At 45.9% G+C, this 18194-nt stretch carries 12 protein-coding genes; 9 read left to right on the forward strand and 3 right to left on the reverse strand.

Annotation, left to right across the window (positions count from 1 at the left end; translation table 11 throughout):
• Positions 1 to 4 precede the first annotated feature (4 nt).
• Positions 5 to 1750 carry a glycoside hydrolase family 13 protein gene (locus J2Z69_RS16950; protein WP_209865364.1) on the forward strand — a complete coding sequence of 582 codons (1746 nt, stop codon included), beginning with the start codon at positions 5 to 7 and terminating at the stop codon, positions 1748 to 1750.
• Between the two features lie 165 nt (positions 1751 to 1915).
• Here J2Z69_RS16950 and rsgA read toward each other — a convergent pair whose 3' ends face one another.
• Positions 1916 to 3025 (reverse strand): ribosome small subunit-dependent GTPase A, encoded by a 1110-nt coding sequence (rsgA, locus tag J2Z69_RS16955; protein ID WP_245339427.1) that lies wholly within the window; start codon positions 3023 to 3025, stop codon positions 1916 to 1918.
• A 276-nt stretch (positions 3026 to 3301) separates the two neighbouring features.
• A complete protein-coding gene (locus J2Z69_RS16960) occupies positions 3302 to 4393 on the reverse strand; it encodes a WG repeat-containing protein (RefSeq protein WP_209865367.1) in 1092 nt (363 codons plus the stop codon).
• A gap of 189 nt (positions 4394 to 4582) precedes the next feature.
• Between J2Z69_RS16960 and J2Z69_RS19485 the strand changes: the two genes are divergently transcribed.
• The 7 genes from J2Z69_RS19485 to J2Z69_RS16995 all read left to right on the forward strand — a co-directional run bounded on the left by J2Z69_RS19485 (position 4583) and on the right by J2Z69_RS16995 (position 13885).
• Positions 4583 to 4660, forward strand: a complete 78-nt coding sequence (locus J2Z69_RS19485; protein WP_425355023.1) for a potassium-transporting ATPase subunit F — start codon at positions 4583 to 4585, stop codon at positions 4658 to 4660.
• Positions 4661 to 4692: 32 nt separating this feature from the next.
• Positions 4693 to 6381, forward strand: coding sequence for a potassium-transporting ATPase subunit KdpA (kdpA, locus tag J2Z69_RS16970; protein ID WP_209865373.1), 1689 nt, complete (start codon positions 4693 to 4695; stop codon positions 6379 to 6381).
• Between the two features lie 47 nt (positions 6382 to 6428).
• A complete protein-coding gene (gene kdpB / locus J2Z69_RS16975) occupies positions 6429 to 8471 on the forward strand; it encodes a potassium-transporting ATPase subunit KdpB (RefSeq protein ID WP_209865375.1) in 2043 nt (680 codons plus the stop codon).
• 53 nt (positions 8472 to 8524) lie between these two features.
• Positions 8525 to 9085 carry a potassium-transporting ATPase subunit KdpC gene (gene kdpC / locus J2Z69_RS16980; RefSeq protein WP_209865378.1) on the forward strand — a complete coding sequence of 187 codons (561 nt, stop codon included), beginning with the start codon at positions 8525 to 8527 and terminating at the stop codon, positions 9083 to 9085.
• Between the two features lie 76 nt (positions 9086 to 9161).
• Positions 9162 to 11558 carry a universal stress protein gene (locus tag J2Z69_RS16985; protein WP_209865381.1) on the forward strand — a complete coding sequence of 799 codons (2397 nt, stop codon included), beginning with the start codon at positions 9162 to 9164 and terminating at the stop codon, positions 11556 to 11558.
• Positions 11559 to 11622: 64 nt separating this feature from the next.
• Positions 11623 to 13173 (forward strand): DUF4118 domain-containing protein, encoded by a 1551-nt coding sequence (locus tag J2Z69_RS16990; protein WP_209865384.1) that lies wholly within the window; start codon positions 11623 to 11625, stop codon positions 13171 to 13173.
• 4 nt (positions 13174 to 13177) lie between these two features.
• A complete protein-coding gene (locus tag J2Z69_RS16995; protein ID WP_209865386.1) occupies positions 13178 to 13885 on the forward strand; it encodes a response regulator in 708 nt (235 codons plus the stop codon).
• A 191-nt stretch (positions 13886 to 14076) separates the two neighbouring features.
• Here the strand turns inward: J2Z69_RS16995 and J2Z69_RS17000 are convergent, their stop codons facing one another.
• Complete coding sequence (locus tag J2Z69_RS17000) at positions 14077 to 15342, reverse strand: MFS transporter (protein ID WP_209865389.1); 1266 nt, start codon at positions 15340 to 15342, stop codon at positions 14077 to 14079.
• 171 nt (positions 15343 to 15513) lie between these two features.
• On the opposite strand from J2Z69_RS17000, the gene J2Z69_RS17005 reads away from it, so the two are divergent.
• Positions 15514 to 17961, forward strand: a complete 2448-nt coding sequence (locus J2Z69_RS17005) for a heavy metal translocating P-type ATPase (RefSeq protein WP_209865392.1) — start codon at positions 15514 to 15516, stop codon at positions 17959 to 17961.
• Positions 17962 to 18194 lie beyond the last annotated feature (233 nt).

Consider the following 18194-nt stretch of genomic DNA (forward strand, 5'->3'; position numbering starts at 1 on the left):
TATAATGAACAAGATTTGGTGGAAAGAAGCTACGGCTTATCAGATATACCCTCGGAGTTTTATGGATAGTAATGGGGATGGTATTGGAGATCTTCAAGGCGTCATTTCCAAGCTGGATTATTTGCAGGATCTCGGAATTCAGGTCATTTGGATCTGTCCTATTTTTAAATCCCCTAATGACGACAATGGATACGATATTTCTGATTATCAAGATATTATGGACGAGTTCGGTTCGATGGAAGACTTTGATCTGCTCATGACGGAAGTTCATGCCCGCGGAATGAAGCTTATTTTGGATTTAGTTATTAATCATACGTCGGATGAGCATCCATGGTTTATAGAATCTCGTTCATCCATAGATCATCCAAAGCGCGACTATTATATTTGGAGCAATCCGAAAGAAATAGAACTTCAGACGGAGCCTAATAACTGGGAAAGTATTTTTGGGGGTTCTGCTTGGAAATATGATGATGCTACGCAGCAGTACTTCATGCATGTCTTTTCATCCAAACAGCCAGATTTAAACTGGGAAAATCCAAAGGTTCGCCGTGAATTGTACGATATGGTGAATTGGTGGCTGGATAAAGGGATTGATGGATTCCGTGTCGATGCGATTTCTCATATCAAGAAAATTGCTGGATTCCCTGATATGCCGAATCCGCATGGACTTACACACGTTCCTTCATTTGATGGACATATGAACCGTGAGGGGATCCATGACTTTTTGACGGAGCTGAAGCAAGAGACCTTCGACAAATACGATATTATGACCGTAGGCGAGGCTAGCGGCGTAAATATTGATCAAGCGGACGCATGGGTGGGCGAGGAGAACGGCAAGTTCAATATGATCTTCCAGTTCGAACATCTGGCTCTCTGGAACAAGAGTGCAACAGGTGGACTTGATATTGCTACACTACAAGCCACGCTAAGCCGCTGGCAAAAGGGACTGGAAGGCAGCGGCTGGAATGCGCTCTTCATTGAGAACCACGACCAACCGCGGTCGATCTCTACTTGGGGCAATGACCAGGAACACTGGCGCGCTTCAGCTAAGTCACTGGCGTCGATGTACTTCCTTATGCAAGGAACGCCGTTCATCTATCAAGGTCAAGAAATTGGTATGACGAACGTACAGTTCGATTCTATTGATGACTACAATGATGTAGCCATTAGAAACATGTATCAACTTGAGCTCGCAGCTGGTAAAAGTCACGATGAGGTTATGCAAGTGATTTGGAAAAATGGCCGGGATAACTCCAGAACACCGATGCAGTGGAATAACACAGCGAATGCAGGGTTCACTACAGGCTCCCCTTGGCTTAAGATGAATCCGAACTATGCAGAGATCAATGTAGAGCAACAAAGGCAAGATCCGAATTCAATCTATCATCATTATAAAAAATTAATAGCGCTTCGCGCTTCCAGTCCTGTTCTAGTCTATGGTCAATATGATTTGGTCCCTCAGCTGGACCCGAATCTATATGTGTACAGCCGTACGCTAGGCACAGAGAAGTTATTGGTCATTTGCAACCTGACCGAGCATGAAGCTTTATTCGACTGCCCTATTGATTGGGAATACGAATCTACTGAACTGCTCATTCATAACTATGAAGCAGATCCGGCCGAGAGTATCCAGACGCTGGCTTTGAGACCCTTTGAATCCAGAGTGTACATGCTAATCCTATCTGCTGTGGAAGAAAGTTCCGAGCTTACTCCTGAAGTGCCCACAGTATCCGAAAAATCTTTGAATTAGACAAGACAAGTTATCTATAGAGCAGAGTTAAATTAAGATCTAAAACTTCAAAAGCAAAGAACCCCTAGCCACATGAATGTTGCCGGGGGTTCTTTGTGCATAAATATAGGGTTTTCTTGAGAGATGCACGGGCTGTAAGAGATAAGCTTCCATGTCTCTTAAAGATTATTCGTCGAATTCGTTATATTGCGGGATAGGGATGGGGCCTGATCGAGTTGCACTTTTCTTGGATTTGGCACCGCTGAATTTGCCTGCGTTTTTTTGGTTACGGCGATCACTGCGCAGTGCTTTGAGTTCGAGATGAGCAAGTTCCTTCTCCGTCTTAATATAATTGGCATAGCGATGTGCATCGAGTGTCCCGTTCGCAAGCGCCTCTTGGACAGCGCAGCCCTTCTCACCGAGGTGACGACAATCTTGAAAGCGACAATGGGACTTAAGTTCCACAATATCTGAAAAGGTAACCTCCCAGCCTTCAGATGCATCCCATAGCTGCAGTTCTCGCATACCCGGGGTATCAATCAGCACAGCTCCAGATGGGATCAAAAATAATTCTCGATGCGTGGTGGTGTGTCTACCCCGAGCATCTTGTTCACGAATGCCTTGAACCCGGTTCAGATCCTGCCCAGCTAACCAGTTAATGAGCGTTGATTTGCCCACCCCAGATGATCCGGTAACAGCTATCGTCTGTCCAGACATTAGATAGGGAGCAAGTGCTTCTTTGCCCAGATTTTCCTGAGCGCTAACGATATGGACAGGGACTCCGGGTGCGATCGCTTCAACTTCATCACGGAACCGTTCGGGATCTTCACATAGATCTGCTTTGGTAAGCAGAACGACAGGAGAGGCCCCACTTTCCCAGACAGCAATCAGGAATCGTTCGATTTTACGTAGATTGAAGTCTTGATTCAGTGCACTCGTAATGAACAGCCAGTTCACATTGGCTGCGATGATCTGTTCATCCACGACATTCCCTGCCTCCTTACGGGACATGGCTGAAAAGCGAGGGAGGACCTTACGAATGACAGCGCTGTTCTCTCCTTGAAGAGGTTCAGCTAGCACCCAATCGCCCACGGCCGGAAAATCACTGCGGCGCTGTGCTTCATACTCCAGCTTGCCGGATACGCTTGCCGTTCGCTCGCCTTCAGATGTAATTATGCGGTATTGATGAGAGTATTGAGCGGAGACTCTTGCCGGGATTAGAGTAGATTCTTGCTGTAACGCTTCATTCCATTGATCGTTCCAGCCATAGGCTGTTAAAGATGGATAGGTTGTCAATTGGATTACCCCTTATCTTCGTTAAATTTGAATACAAAAAAACCACAAGCGACCATATCGGTCTCCTGCGGTTAATCTAACGAAGCTAATACAAAGGGGCTGACTAATGTATATGTCAACTAGCCAATTCGTAATAGATTCTAGAACCGTTGAGACCGATGAGCAACAGAAATCATCATTACAATATCCATACTCATCAGCCTCCTTTACCTAAGATATCCAAATTATAGAATGAGAAAGAAATAAAGTCAATGCTTCGCAAGACGAGTTAGGTGGCTACTTGCTTAAAATTAAGGCTTTACCCGGAGATAAGATGGCGACAGCTAGACCCTCTGCACTAAAAGAAGAAGATTCAGATCTGTATTGTAATGCGGTTACTAACCTGCCTTTTTGATTGATATAACCAAATTTTCCATTGGTATTATCGCCTATTCCCACTAAAGCAAGCCCTTGCTTAAAAGGAGAGGCCTTATTGTACTTCTGATAAGGAATCACAAGTGCCCCTTTTTTGTTAATGAAGGCCACCTGACCTTTACGATTATATACAGCAGCCAAACCCTCGCTGAATGAATCCACTCTGCTCCAATGAAAAGGAAGGAATACTTGCCCTCTATTATCGATAAATCCCCATTGCCCTGCTTTATTCTGGACGGCAGCTACCCCCTCTTGGAAATCTTGAGCTGCTTTATATTGCAGGGGGATGGTTACCTTTCCCTTTGTGTTAATGAAGCCGTACTGTCCTGTTTTGTTTTGAACTAAGGCGAGTTGTTCAGCAAAGTCCCGTCCGTACTTGTAGGAGTATGGAATGGTCAAATGACCATTTTTATTGATATAGCCAATGTGTCCAGTCTTCGTGTCCGTTACAAGTGAGAGGCCATTAGAGAAGTGGAAATCGGAATCATAGCGTGTCGTGAGTTGTAGTAGGATGTTACCTCCGCGATCAATTAAATACTCTATGTGTGAGTCTGCCCGCCGAACGTGTGCTACTCCCTCTGCAAAGGAGGTAACTTCTTCATATTGAAGTGGGGTTACCATTACGCCTTTGGTATTCACATAGCCATATAGCTTGGTTAGTTTATCTTGAACAATTGCTCGTTGTGAACTGTAATCGCTGACTGGCCGGAGCGCAGGAGGAAGATGGAATGCTACGGTTCCTTTTGCATTGTAGTAGACCAGTGCTCCATTAGTCTGTTCAGCCAAAAGTAATCCGTCATGAAATGCACCATCACTTTGGGTTCGATCCAGGTTGTAATTAATACTTATGCGGTTAGCATCCAGCGTTGGCGCGTGTATTGCAGCAAAGCTTGAGTTAGGAAGAAGGGGAACAAGACAAATAGATAGGACTAGCCATACTAAGTACTTTTTCATAACGTACACTCCTTTGTAATCTTGCATAGGCATTCATCATACTTGAATTCATGTGACAATGATTTACAATCCGTTCATCGGTCTGATTTTTTTTATATTTTTTTTACAGCGATTCCTCAGATCTTTACCACGCGTTTACAGCAAACGGGAGTAAGATTTCCAAGGAGGACGATCGGGGAGGAGAATCATATGTTCATCATCGGTATTGTAGCTTGTGTGCTGATCTTGTATTTGGGATATGTGCTGATCAGACCGGATAAATTCTAAAGTGCGGAAGTGAAATAGGGAGGATCATGGGTATGGGATGGATTCAAATTGCAATTACGTTACTTATCATTATGCTGTTTGTGAAGCCAATGGGGAGTTATATGGTCAAGGTATTCAGCCTAGAGACCACCCGCCTAGACAAGATATTTGGTGGCTTGGAGCGTGGAATTTATAGCCTGATTGGCATTCGTGAGAACGAAGTGATGGGCTGGAAAAAATATCTTGGCGCGATGCTGCTGACCAACGGATTCATGTTCTTCATTATGTTTCTCGTTCTTGTGCTGCAAGGACACTTACCGTTCAATCCAGATGGTATTGGCGGGATGCCATGGGCGCAATCCTTTAATACGGCGGCTTCGTTCATTACGAATACGAACTGGCAGTCCTATAGCGGAGAGAATGCGTTATCTTACTTATCACAGATGTTAGCGATTATATTTCCGATGTTCACTTCGGCCGCTACGGGTTTTGCGGTAGCCATCGCTTTTATCCGTGGGCTCATCGGTCGTCAGGATAACTTGGGTAATTTCTACGTCGATATGTTGCGGTCCATTACACGGATCTTTATTCCACTTAGTGTCATTGTAGCTCTGTTTCTAGTGTTCCAAGGTGTGCCTCAGACACTGGCAGGTGCAGTTCATGCCGTTACGCTCGATGGCAAAGAACAGACGATTACAAGAGGGCTTGTGGCTTCATTTGAATCGATCAAACATCTGGGAACGAACGGTGGAGGTTGGTTCGGGACCAATGCAGCGCATCCTTTTGAGAACCCTACAGGCCTAAGCAATCTTGTACACATTTTATGTATGATGCTGCTGCCTACATCGCTTGTATATGCTTTTGGACTCATGATTAAAAATCGTCGTCAAGGTTGGATGTTATTTGGCGCGATGAGCGCGATTTTTGTAGTGATGTTGTTAACGGTCACGTTAGCGGAGTATAAGGGGGTTCCTGCTCTACAGTCGCTTGGCATTGAGCAAGGCAATATGGAGGGCAAAGAAGTTCGATTAGGTATTGCTGAATCAGCTCTCTTTACAACAGTGACCACCGCCGCTACCACAGGTTCTGTCAATAATATGCACGAATCTTTAACTCCTCTTGGCGGCATGGTTCCGCTAGCTGAGATGATGCTGAACAATGTATTTGGGGGTAAAGGTGTAGGCCTTCTAAATGGACTACTGTATCTTATTCTATCTATTTTCATTAGCGGATTGTTAGTCGGAAGAACACCGGAGTTCTTGGGCAAAAAAATTGAGGGAAAAGAGATTAAGCTGGCTGCTATTGCGCTGCTTGTTCACCCGCTTATTATTCTCGTGCCTACAGCAATTGCTCTTGCATTTCCTTCAACCGTGGCGTCGATCTCTAACGGGGGGTCTCATGGGCTATCGGAGGTACTTTATGCCTTTACTTCAGGTGCCGCGAACAATGGTTCGGCCTTTGCGGGTCTAAATGCGAACACCGATTTTTATAACATTAGCATTGGAATTGTAATGCTACTCGGTCGATATGTATCGATGATTTGTCTGCTAGCTATTGCGGGTTCCTTGGCCATGAAGCGAGTTGCACCTGTAGCCTCGGGGACACTTCGTACGGATACCCCATTATTTTCAGGCATTCTAATCATGGTTATCTTGGTGATTGGAGCCCTTACTTTCTTCCCAGCTTTGGCACTTGGACCTATTGCCGAGCATGTGTCATTGATGCAAGGGGTATCCAAATAAAAAGAAGAACGAATTAGAATGAGCTTAATTCAGAGAGGATGTAAGACATGGCTGCAACTAGCAAAAAATTGATGACGCAAGAGATGCTCCTGCAAGCGGGAATCGATGCCATCAAAAAGTTAAACCCGGTTATGATGTTCCGCAATCCCGTCATGTTCATTGTGGAAGTCGGAACGTTCATCACGTTATTGCTTACTATCGCACCGGACTTATTTGGTTCTTCCACCGTGGGGCGGGGATATAATCTGGCTGTGTTTCTTATTCTTCTGTTCACCTTACTGTTCGCCAACTTTGCAGAAGCTATGGCCGAAGGAAGGGGGAAAGCCCAAGCCGAAAGCTTGCGCAGTACCAAGACAGAAATGACGGCACGACTTGAGCAGAAAGATGGAACAACCAAAGAAGTGCCCTCGACCCAATTAAGAAAAGGCGACATTATTATCGTTCAGACCGGAGAACTTATCCCTGCGGATGGGGAGATCATCGCGGGTCTTGCTTCTATCGATGAATCTGCGATTACGGGAGAATCTGCCCCTGTCATTAAGGAATCGGGAGGGGATTTCTCCTCTGTAACGGGAGGAACGCGCGTTGTCTCCGATGCGATCACCATTCGAGTCATGACCGATCCTGGCGAATCTTTTTTGGATCGTATGATTTCTTTAGTTGAAGGGGCTCAACGTCAGAAGACACCCAATGAGATGGCCTTAACCACGCTGCTTGCCGTACTGACTCTTATTTTCCTCATTGTGATTATTACATTGGTTCCGATGGCTAGCTATTTGAATGTTCATCTGGAATTGTCCACATTGATCGCTTTGTTAGTATGCCTTATCCCTACAACGATTGGAGGCCTACTCTCAGCGATTGGGATTGCCGGGATGGACCGGGTTACTCAGTTCAATGTCTTAGCGATGTCAGGAAAAGCCGTTGAAGCGGCCGGAGATATTGACACCCTGATTTTGGATAAGACAGGTACGATCACCTACGGTAACCGGATGGCGGCAGAATTCATCCCTGTGCAAGGAATAACGGAAGCCGATATAACGTGGGTTGCCTTACAAGCTTCTGTGAAGGATGAAACTCCCGAAGGTCGTTCGATTGTTGAGCTAGCTGGCAAAAAGGGGAGTGTCTGGAAAGAAGATCAATATGCATCAGCCGAAGTGATAGAGTTCACCGCAGAAACTCGGATGTCAGGGCTCAATTTAGCTGACGGTTCTGAGATTCGTAAAGGGGCAGTAGACGCCATTTGTACCTATGTCTTGGCGCATGGTGGCAGTATCCCCTCCGATCTAGGCGATATTTCAAACCGCATCGCAAAAGCTGGAGGAACTCCGCTTGCTGTGGCTTCTGTAGGTAAGATATATGGAATTATTTATCTTAAAGATACCGTCAAGCCAGGGCTTAAAGAACGTTTTGCCGAAATGCGCGAGATGGGAATCAAGACGATTATGTGTACCGGAGATAATCCACTTACGGCAGCGACCATTGCTATGGAAGCCGGCGTTGATGATTTTATTGCAGAAGCGAAGCCTGAAGATAAGATTGCGGCTATTCTTAAAGAACAACAGGAAGGCAAATTAGTTGCTATGACGGGGGATGGAACCAATGATGCCCCTGCTTTGGCACAGGCCGATGTCGGCATGGCTATGAACTCAGGCACGATGGCAGCCAAGGAAGCCGCCAATATGATTGATCTGGATTCGGACCCGACAAAGTTACTGTCTGTGGTGTCCATTGGTAAGCAGTTGCTTATTACTCGAGGGGCCTTAACGACCTTCTCCATTGCGAATGATATCGCCAAGTATTTTGCCATCATTCCGGCGATGTTCATCATCGCTTTACCACAGTTACAATCGCTGAATATTATGCATCTGAATTCTCCGGCTTCGGCTATTTTGTCCGCTCTTATATTTAACGCTATTGTCATTCTGCTACTCATTCCGATTGCAATGAAAGGGGTCAAATATCGGGCGATGACTGCGGATCGCATGCTGACTCGTAATGTGCTGATTTATGGGCTGGGTGGCGTCATTGTACCGTTTATCGGCATTAAATTAATTGATGTAGTGCTATCGAGTCTACATTTAGTATAAGTGTTAGAAGTGTTAGTTACGGTGCAATACATTAGAATGAAGGAGTAATTCATATGAAAATGATTCTGATCCCTCTTCGGGCATCATTAGTACTTTTGCTACTTTGCGGCGTAGTATACCCCTTAGTGACTACAGGTATAGCGCAAGTTGTGTTTCCTTATCAGGCTAACGGCAGCTTGATGACCCAAGGGAATACCATTCAAGGTTCGATGCTCATTGCCCAATCGGTCGATTCTCCCAAGCTGTTTCATCCGAGAGCTTCCAATGCCAAATATGATCCTACGGCTTCTGCGGGTTCGAATCAGGCCGTAGCTTCGGACACTTATCTAGCCGATCAGAAAGTGAAGGTAGAAGAATGGAGAAAGGCTAACCCTGCACTCCAAACTGTTCCTGCGGATCTAGTCACAGGGTCGGGTTCGGGACTTGATCCGGATCTTTCCCCAAATGGAGCCTTAGCTCAGATTCCGGGGATTAGCAAAGCCACGGGAATTCCAGAAGCCACGCTTACTTCATTAGTACAATCAACGACAAAAGGAAGATCACTTGGCGTATTTGGAGAACCGCATGTGAATGTCAATGAACTTAACCGATCGATACTAAAATTAATTCAATAGATATGAAGTGGCCGCTACCTTAATAAGGGGGCGGCCTTCATCCATTATTCAGGACATTAAGGGAGGCGGGTACGAATTGGATGCATTTAGAAGAAAGACCCCTGAAGAGATTCTAGAATCCATAACGAAATTACATCGTGGCAAATTAAAAATTCTGATCGGTCCCTTTAGTGGTTCCGGCAAAACGTATCACATGCTGCGAGAAGGACAGATGCTGAAGCAGCAGGGCATTGATGTAGTCATCTGTGCCGTCTCCACGTTACGTAGACCCGAGACCGTCAAGCAACTTGGGGACTTGGAACGTATTCCGAGCATTCACTGGTGGGTAGGTGAAGACGAATGGAAGGATCTAAATCTGGAAGCCATTCTAGAACGCAATCCTGAAGTGCTGCTTGTAGATGGGTTAGCTCATGTGAATCGGCCAGATGCACAGTATCGAACACGGCTTGAAGATATTAAAGTACTACTGACGGCAGGTATCAGTGTAATTACCACAGTTAATGTATATGAACTTAGTGGATATACGGAGATTGCTAGAAAGTTGACGGGGATCAAGGTCAAACATACGGTGCCCGCAGATACATTGGAACTAGCAGATGAGGTCCGCCTTATGGATGTCACACCGGAGACGATATTGAACCGTCTGGCGGAGGGGCATGTTCATATTCAGGATGCTTCTGTATTGAAGCGTGGGAATTTATCTGTACTTCGTGAACTTGCCCTTCGCTTGGTAGCTGAGGATGTGAATGAATCTTTAGAAGAGCATCGGGAGCAGCAGGGGTTATCAGGTCCCTCTGGCGCCGCAGAGCGAATATTAGTCACTACCCAGTACCACTGGAATGGATCAATTTATGTAAGACGCGGCCAACAGATTGCGAAGCGCCTGAATGGGGAGCTTCTCGTAGTTACTTTTCAGCAAATAGGTCGTCCGATGCCTGCGGAAGCGGTAGCGTTCAAGAGAAGTCTGAAGAAACTCGTGGATAAAATAGGTGGGCATTTTGAGGAGCTGCCCATTCGGAATCGGCGCCGACTTCCTGCAGCTCTGATTCGCTATGCGGCAGAGAAGAATGTGACTCGTATTATTCTAGGGCATACCCAGCAATCCAAATGGCAGCAATGGTCTCAAGGGTCCATTGTGGAGAACTTACTCCAATTATCTCGGCAGTGTGATCTCTTTTTTGTGGCAGATCGTACCAAAATAGAAGGAGAACGGGTACTCCCTGCTAAAATGATCAAAGACCCGCTACCCCAGAACTTTCATCGCTTAACAGAGCAAGAAGTGGAATCACAGGTGGGCAGTATTCGCCGCGGGACATTCAAGGTCTACATTGGAGCTGCGCCGGGTGTAGGTAAGACGTATATGATGCTCAGAGAAGGCAATGATCTGCTGGGGAAGTCGATTGATGTCCGAATTGGATTATTGGAGACGCATAATCGGCGGGAGACGATGGAGCAAGTCGGTGAGCTGCATACCATTCCCCGGCAGCAGATCTCCTATCAGGACTCGATCCTGGAGGAGATGGACTTGGATGCCATTCTTCAAGCCCAACCGGAAGTTGTGCTTGTGGATGAATTGGCCCACACCAATGTAGTAGGAAGTCGGAATAAGAAAAGATTTGAAGATGTAATGGAGCTGCTAAATGCAGGGATTTCCGTTATATCTACGATGAACGTTCAGCATTTAGAGAGTCTAAATGATGCCGTGGAACAAATTACGGGCATTCGTGTGCGTGAGACGGTCCCCGACCGCGTCCTCAAATGGGCGGATGAAGTACAGCTTATCGATGTATCGCCAGAGTCCCTTCAGCAGCGCATGCGAGAAGGTAAAATCTATGCGAATAGCAAAATACAGCAGGCGCTGAATCATTTTTTTAAGATGGGCAACTTGATTGCTTTGCGTGAACTTGCCCTGCGGGAAATTGCGGATGATGTAGATGAAAGACTAGAGTCTCAAGAACGCAATACTTCTCTGCGCGGACCTTGGCGTAGGCGGGAAGTGATCTTTGTATGTGTGGAATTGACCCCCCATGCAGCGAAGCTTATTCGTAGAGGATTTCGGACAGCTCATCGCCTGAAAGCGGATTGGTATGTCTGTTGGGTGGATACAGAAGGGTTAAGTTCAAATATGTTTTATACCGAGTCCGAAGTTAGTGAGAGTTCTTTTAGTGCAAAAGGAAAATATCCCCGGGGTCGCGTTGAGCACAATGGCATGCCCTGTCATTCGGCTGAACATACGCTTCAGGAGATAAAGAGACTGACGGAACAGCTTGGAGGAACGTTCTTGCTGCGCGCTGCCTCTCATCAAAGGCATATTGCTAATGAATTAACGGCAGCGGCCGATGAAGTGCAAGCTACGCAGTTAGTGATGGGTTTCTCAAGCAAAAATCTGCTTCATAGGCTGTGGCAGCATTCTGTAGTTAGGGTGGTGCTTCGGAGTTCCAGACATCGAGATGTTTTAATAGTGGCACAATAGGAAAGAGCGTGGCATGATATAAAAATAGATCTACAGGTGTAGTAGGAAAGTTGAGGACGACATCATGGAAGTGAACCCGGGGTACAGTTCTTGGGCCGCGTGGAAAAGATATACGGGCGTAACCGCAGTAATTATCCTGCTTACAATTTTGCTAAGGCTTATAGATTCGTCCCCATCCATTGATCTGGTCAACATTGCACTGATTTATTTATTTCCTGTCCTATTCAGTGCAGTATATTGGGGAATGGGTCCAGCGCTTTGGGCCGCGGCTTTTGGAGTATTGGCGTTTGATTTTTTTTATGTTCCCCCGTTTCTTAGTTTTACCGTAACCGATTTAAGATATCTCATTTCTTTCGCTGTATTCATTGCAGTTGCTGTACTTACAGCAAGGTTATCTGAGCAGCTACGCCAGCAAGTCAGGCTGGCTAGGGAACGCGAGGCGAGTACCGCTTCTCTATACGATATCAGTCGGCAACTAACTGCAATAACAGATATTAAAGAATTACTGAGTAATGTTGCGAGCCAAATTGCTATGGATTTGAATACGCAGACCGTACTCTATGTTCAATCAGAGCAAAGGGAATCATTAGAGATCGTTGTTCATGCTCCGGTTGATTCGACGTGGGGATCCACTGAATCGGAACTGGTTATCGCGAATTGGGTCTATCAGAACCGCAAGCGTGCGGGTAAAGGGTCAACCCTTTTGCCCGAAGCAGTCGGGATGTATCTGCCTTTAAGTATAGATGATCAAATCTACGGTGTGCTGGGTGTACACCTAGGTAGAGGGATTTCAAGTGAGGACCAGCGGATGATCGAAGCCCTTGCAGGCATTGCGGCTAGCGCTATCGCACGTACGAAGCTTGCAGAGGAGGCCAAACTTGCACATCTCACAGCAGAATCCGAGCGGCTAAGAACAGCCATTCTCGATTCGGTCTCTCATGAACTTCGTACCCCACTAGCTGCAATCATAGGCTCGGCTTCAGGTTTGCTTGAAGGGGATGCGTTGTTCACTAGTGAGGAAAGAAAAGAGCTTCTAGTCACGATTCGTGAAGGTGCACTGCGAATGAATCGATTGGTTAGCAATTTGCTGGGGATGGTTAGGCTGGAGAGTGGTATGCTGGGGTTGCGCAGAGAATGGTGTGATATTCAGGATATTTTAGGTGTCGTCCTAGCTCAAGTGAAAGAGGATCAGCTCCAGCGGAAGATTCATGTGGAGATCGATCCGGATACTCCTTTCATTCAAGGGGATGAAATCCTAATAGAGCAAGTATTAGTGAACGTGTTAAGTAATTCAATTAAGTACTCACCAGATGGCAGTGAAATTCGGCTTCAGGTTCAATGTTTTCCTAGTAAGCTGAGTATCATCATATCGGATCAGGGTATCGGCATCATAGCCGCGGAATCCGAACAAATTTTTGACAAGTTCTATAGATCGCATCGTGCACAGCATCTCCCAGGTACGGGCCTAGGGCTTGCGATTTGTAAAGGGATTATTGAAGCCCATGAGGGAACCATTACAGCAGAGCCGAATCGCCCCCAGGGAACGATTATTCGGATCGAATTACCGCTGAAGGAACTAGAAGAGGGTAAAATAGAACGAGAGGAGGAGATGTAGCTACATGGAGCAGGTGAATAAGGGCGCACGAATTCTTGTAGTGGACGATGAACCACAAATTCGCAAGTTGTTGAAAGTGAATTTGCAGGCGCACCAATTCGAGATGATCGAGGCGGTGTCGGGAGAAGAGGCCATCTATCAGATTAGTCGGGAGCACCCTGACTTAGTTCTTTTAGATTTAGGATTGCCGGATCAATCGGGGATGGATGTGCTTCATCTGGTTCGGGAATGGTCTTCTATTCCTATCATCGTGCTAACAGCGAAGGAAAGAGATGCCGATAAGATCGCTGCACTGGAAGGTGGGGCGGACGATTACGTGACGAAGCCATTTAGTATGGGGGAATTAGTCGCCCGAATTCGAGTGGCTTTGCGCCATGCTGGAGGGGCCGTACAGGAAGCGGTTCTGAACTTTGGGAGATTGCGGTTAGATTTTGCCCAGCGGAGTGTGGAATTAGCAGGAGAACGAGTGAAGCTTACCCCAACGGAATATGATTTACTTAAAGCATTGGCATCTCATGCAGGCAAGGTGCTCACCCAGCGTTATTTACTACAAGAAGTATGGGGTGGCCATCATTATGAATCTGATAGCCATTATCTGCGTATTTACATAGGACATTTACGCAAAAAGTTAGAAGAGGATCCCACTCGGCCTAAGCTGATTATGACGGAGCCCGGAATTGGCTATCGCTTTACCCTTCAGGACGAGGTGTAAGGAACGAATGTATGTTTTGCGAGAATGATGTGCTGAAGAAGATTCAGCATAATAGATAAAAAAGCATGTAGGATGATGGTCACAATACATTAAGAGGAAATAACAATAAAAGCCGATTGGAGATGAACGGATCTCTAATCGGCTTTTATTGTGCGCTGGGAGAAGTAGAACAAAAGCCAAGAGGTCGCGAGTTACAGAGTTAGGGAGGGTTGTGCTTGATCACTAAAGTGCACTCGTCTCGAAGGTCTTAAAGTTAAGAAGAGGAGCCATATGGAGAGCAATACCAGCAGAGCCGACACACTAATATATACAGTTCGCAAGGTAAATTGTTCAGCGGCTAAGCCAACGACTAGAATCGTTACTACGTGCATCACGCTAATCATAAGCCCGAAGACACTACTAATTCGTCCCATATAATCTACAGATATATGGTTCTGATAGAAAGTCATGAAGCCTGTACTAGAGAAGGCTGAACTAAAACCGAGGAGAACAAAGGAAGCTGCGGCCATAAAGAAGCTATGAGATAAGGCAAAAAGTAAGTACCCGGTGGACACCATCATTACCCCGCATCCGATGAGATAGCGAACAGAAGACCATTTTATTATGAGGGAGTTAACCAGCGATCCGCCTAGATAACCGATCCCCGTAAGGCTGATTAGCGCTGCATACTCTGCACTCGACAAGCCGATAACCTGCCGAATCATGACTACTTCTTGGGCATCCAATGAGACCCCTATAATGAAGATGATTTGAAAAAGGACATAGATGGTCATGATAAAGGTAGCTCGGCGGCTGAACTGAATGACGGTTATCCAGTCGCTAGCAATGATTCGTAAGGATAATTTTATACGGAGTTCTTGCGGGTCCCTCTGACTATGTAGGCGAGGTAATCTAGAGATCAGGAAGGCCGACATTAGAAAAGAAACGGCATCAAGGTAGATGGCTATGGATGGGGAACCATATAGAAGAACGACCCCAGCAATGGCTGGACCCAACACGAATGCACCAGAAGTTACAAAGGCTTGAGAGGAATTATATCGTTTTCGGCTCTCTGCTGGGATGATACGTGTCATATGCACCTGAGAAGCGGGTGCGAATAGAGCTGATCCCATGCTTATTATAAAAATACATGCATACATAATCCATATATTCGGTAACAAGGGAAGTGTGGCAACAAAAATAGCTCGAAGGATGTCCATGAACATCATTAATCGTCGTTGATCATGCCTATCTACAACGCTGCCTGCCCAGAATTTAGTGCAGATCGAAGCAAGGGGAGCAATCATCCATAGACCCGCTACAGCGGCAGGTGATGAGGTCATTTGCAGAACTAGAATATTTATAGCAATGAGGTAAATGAAATCGCCAATACCAGAGATACCGACACCGCTTAGAAGGAGAAGAGACTGTCGTGTGGGTAGTCTTGGTTTTGGAACTGAGGGAATAAGATTTCGCAACTTAATCACGCCCTTTCTTTTCCAATTATAAACCCACAAAATAATTTTATATCACGAAATTAATAAAATAAACTTGCCAAATATACCCCATGGGGGTATATTTAATTAGACCAAAGTATGAAAGTTGGTTTGGAGCAGGAGAGCGAGATTTAATTAAATGAGGTGAAACGAATGAATGCTACCGAAAAAGCAACCGAAGAAGGTAAAAATAATAAACACGCGGTCCTCCAGATTACGGGGATGACATGTGCAGCATGTGCGAACCGCATTGAGAAAGGGCTTAGCCGGATGGAGGGTGTATCCGAGGCCAACGTTAATTTTGCACTGGAAAAAGCCTCGGTGACTTATGATGCCTCCCAACTTCATCCTCATGAACTTGAACAAAAAATAGAACATCTCGGTTATGGCACGGTCAAAGAGAAAGTAGATCTCCAAATTACGGGGATGACGTGTGCAGCTTGCTCAGCTCGAATCGAGAAGGGGCTGAACCGCATGGAAGGGATATCCCATGCCTCTGTGAACCTAGCCTTAGAGACGGGGCGAGTAGAATTTGTGCCCGGTGAGATTACCGTGCAGGATGTGGTCCGCAAAATAGAGCAGCTAGGCTATAAAGCTATCCCTAAGCAAGATGTCCCTAATTCAGGTGATCACCGCAAAAAAGAAATTACAAGGCAAAAACGTAAATTGCTAATTTCAGCTATCCTTTCTTTTCCATTACTATGGGCGATGGTAAGTCACTTTTCCTTCACCTCGTTCATTTGGCTACCTGACCTATTCATGAATCCGTGGTTCCAGCTGATCCTTGCCGCCCCGGTTCAATTTATCATTGGAGCGCAGTTTTATGTAGGAGCCTACAAGGCATTACGCAATGGTAGTGCGAATATGGATGTGTTGGTTGCGCTTGGAACATCGGCGGCATTCTTTTATAGTCTGTATCAATCGATTATGAATGCAGGACATGGAGGGCATCATGAAGTTCAGTTATATTATGAGACGAGTAGTATTCTAATTACGCTGATTCTAATGGGTAAATTGTTCGAGGCTTTGGCTAAAGGTCGATCCTCAGAAGCAATCAAAACGTTAATGGGACTACAAGCGAAAACCGCCCGAATTATGCGAGACGGTGAAGAGGTTGAGGTACCGATTGAAAACGTGATAAGTGGAGATATCTTATTAGTAAAACCGGGAGAAAAAGTGCCTGTGGATGGAGAGGTCGTTGAAGGTTCTTCTTCCATCGATGAATCGATGCTAACGGGGGAAAGTCTTCCTGTGTCCAAAGAACCCGGCAGTCTGGTCTTTGGAGCTACGTTGAACAAGAATGGTGCGCTGCGTGTACGGGCAACAAAAGTTGGCCGGGACAGTGCATTGGCTCAGATTATTCGTGTGGTGGAAGAAGCGCAGGGGTCTAAGGCACCTATTCAACGGATAGCCGATCGTATCTCGGGCATATTCGTTCCGATTGTGGTAGGTATTGCAGTGATCACTTTTTTGGTCTGGTACTTCTTAGCAGATCGGGGTAATTTCTCGGGAGCGCTTGAAAAAGCGATTGCCGTACTGGTCATTGCTTGTCCGTGTGCATTAGGGTTGGCTACACCTACCTCTATTATGGCTGGCTCAGGCCGTGCCGCAGAACTCGGTGTTCTGTTCAAAGGCGGAGAATTCCTAGAGGCGACACATCGGGTAAATGCCATTGTACTCGATAAGACAGGGACCGTAACGGAGGGAAAACCTTCCCTGACAGATGTATGGCTCATATCTAGTAATTATTCCGAGCAGCAATTGCTGGAATGGGTGGGTGCCGCAGAGCGTAACTCTGAACATCCACTAGCAGATGCTATTGTGGAAGGTATTATTAAGCGAGGAATCCAGCCACCAGCTGTGCAATCTTTTGAGGCGGTTCCGGGTTACGGAATTCGCGCTGAGGTCTCGGGCCATCAGCTTCTCGTGGGTACACGAAAGCTTCTAGCTCAATCTGAGATATCATCAGATGAACTTGAGGAGAAGATGACGGCACTTGAGTCTGAGGGCAAAACAGCCATGTTGATCGCTATAGATCAGCAAGCTGTAGGGCTTGTAGCTGTTGCTGATACGCTCAAAGCTACTTCCAAAGCAGCTGTTGCTCGTATAAAAAACCTCGGCATTGAGGTGACCTTGATGACTGGAGATAATGAGCGAACTGCCCGTGCGATTGCGTCCGAAGTAGGTATTGATCAAGTGCTTGCAGAAGTGCTTCCCGAAGGCAAAGCTGCTGAGATTCAGCGACTTCAAAGCACGGGACTCAAAGTAGCGATGGTTGGTGATGGCATCAACGACGCGCCTGCGCTCGCCACGGCTGATATTGGCATGGCTATCGGTACAGGGACAGACGTAGCCATGGAAGCCGCAGACATCACGTTGATGCGTGGGGACCTGAATAGTATTCCTGATGCGATCTCAATGAGCCGCAAAACGATGAACAATATTAGACAGAACCTATTCTGGGCTTTAGCTTACAATATAATTGGCATCCCTATAGCAGCCCTTGGTTTCTTGGCGCCTTGGTTAGCGGGAGCCGCAATGGCATTAAGTTCTGTATCTGTAGTGCTCAATGCACTCCGTCTGCAGCGCATGAAGGGATGAAATATATCCAGCTAAGCATTTTAAAGTAAGCAAGCTCAGCTTGTCTCTGCATTGTGGAGATGAGTTGGGCTTTTATATATTTCCACACAAATGGGAGCAAGCATGCTTATTAATTAGTTACATATACTACATCGATGCATTTTTGAATTTCACTTGAAATAAGAAGAAAGGTAAGTTATTATTTAAAAGTAACTTACTTTTAGTTAATTAATGAATATAATTTAATGTGCTAT

This window comes from Paenibacillus shirakamiensis (assembly GCF_017874255.1).
Classification (GTDB): Bacteria; Bacillota; Bacilli; order Paenibacillales; family Paenibacillaceae; genus Fontibacillus; species Fontibacillus shirakamiensis.